This is a genomic window from Streptomyces sp. NPDC050619 (assembly GCF_040654815.1).
Taxonomy (GTDB): domain Bacteria; phylum Actinomycetota; class Actinomycetes; order Streptomycetales; family Streptomycetaceae; genus Streptomyces.
This window is the reverse complement of record NZ_JBFAIR010000143.1, coordinates 1-1,419: the sequence shown is the minus strand read 5'-3', so window position 1 is coordinate 1,419 and position 1,419 is coordinate 1. Positions and strand designations below refer to the sequence as shown.

Below are 1,419 nucleotides of genomic sequence, written 5' to 3'. Positions count from 1 at the left end.
ACCAAACGGCACTGCCCGGCAAAGACCTTGGTCGACAGCTCTCGGCTGTATTCCCCTGCCATTGAACGCTTGATGCTCTTGTAGATTGTCGACAATGGAGAGCCGTCGTTGTCGAAAGGCTCCGCACAGTAGACGACCTTGATGCCCGCTTTCGCGCACTCGTATTCATACGCAGCGCTCTCGTCTGCGTTCTGGAAGCGTCCCCAACGGCTGACGTCGTAGACCAATATGGCTTTGAAGTCGGTGCACCCGGAACGCACGTCCGCAAGCAGTTGCTTGAGGGCATCACGCCCGCCTATGTCCAATCCACTTTTCCCCTCATCGCGGTAGGTGCGGACAATGCGCATGTTGTTGGCGGCCGCATAAGCCCGGATGGCGTCCGCCTGATTTTCGGTGGAGTAGCGCTGATGGTCGGTCGACATGCGCACGTATTCCGCTGCCGGCAGCAAACCGTCAGATATGGACTTGGCCTGCACATTTCTCCGAGACGCCATCCGCCACACCCACAGAAAGCTCCATCAGGCGGACCGTAGGAACACGGGATGACAGATTTGGTGCGCACGTGTGACGGGGAGGCAAGCCGGAATGGCGTCCCGGTTTCGCCTGCGAACGACGTCGTGTTCCGTCGCAGCACTCTTAGATCATAGGTCCGGAGTGCCGTTCATGTCCGCGCCGCGCCACAGATTTCGTATGGCTCTGAGACAGATGGGGGAACGAAAGATGGAAGCCGGCAAACGCACATCTGGCACGTTGGTGCGCTGGAACGACGACCGAGGCTTTGGCTTCATCGCGCCCGATGGCGGCGGCCCTCAGGTCTTCGTGCATGTCTCGGCTTTGCCGGCCGACGGTCCGCGTCCGGTGGTGAACGAGCGCTTGCACTTCGACATCGAGACCGATCCCAAGGGCGCCTTGCGCGCAATGCGGGTTCGGCGCTCCAATGAGCATGCTCGGTTGCCTCAAGGACGAAAGCGGACCTCGCCGAGCAGACGGGCCAACCGCTCTTGGCGGGCAGCATTATTTGCTTTGCTGGGCCTTGGCGCGCTGGGCTGGTATGCGTCCGAGCGCTCCGGTGATCACTTGGTGGCGAAGCAGGCTGCGGGAGCAATACCGCCTGCACCTGCTCTATACCAGTGCGACGGACGCACCCACTGCAGTCAAATGACATCTTGTGCTGAGGCCCACTACTTCTTGGCCCACTGCCCCAACGTTAACATGGATGGAAATGGAGACGGCGAGCCGTGCGAACAGCAGTGGTGCAAATAGCGCATTCTTGGCAACTTTTGCAGGTTTTCTTTTCTATTCTTCGCACCTGCATCGCGGACTGGAAATTTGCCCACGGCAAACATCCGCATCTTTAGCCTGTCGTTCTGATTGTGCACCAGCACCAGAGAACCAGCCAACACAAGGATGGCCAATCCG

At 59.3% G+C, this 1,419-nt stretch carries 3 protein-coding genes and 1 pseudogene; 2 read left to right on the top strand and 2 right to left on the bottom strand.

Translation table 11 applies throughout. From position 1 onward, the window contains the following. Positions 1–476: recombinase family protein (locus tag AB0I77_RS53570; protein ID WP_363290329.1), on the bottom strand; the 476-nt coding region annotated here is incomplete at its 3' end. 244 nt (positions 477–720) lie between these two features. Between AB0I77_RS53570 and AB0I77_RS53565 the strand changes: the two are divergent. Together AB0I77_RS53565 and AB0I77_RS53560 are read left to right on the top strand one after the other, a co-directional pair. Further along, a pseudogene (locus AB0I77_RS53565) lies at positions 721–930 on the top strand (cold shock domain-containing protein); the annotation flags it as partial. Continuing rightward, complete coding sequence (locus tag AB0I77_RS53560) at positions 919–1,263, top strand: excalibur calcium-binding domain-containing protein (protein WP_363290330.1); 345 nt, start codon at positions 919–921, stop codon at positions 1,261–1,263. The pseudogene AB0I77_RS53565 and the gene AB0I77_RS53560, both read left to right, overlap by 12 nt. On the opposite strand, the gene AB0I77_RS53555 is transcribed toward AB0I77_RS53560, so the two are convergent. Beyond that, positions 1,182–1,419 (bottom strand): hypothetical protein (locus AB0I77_RS53555; RefSeq protein ID WP_363290331.1); only part of this gene is annotated, 238 nt, incomplete at its 5' end. The two genes, AB0I77_RS53560 and AB0I77_RS53555, sit on opposite strands and share 82 nt — an antisense overlap.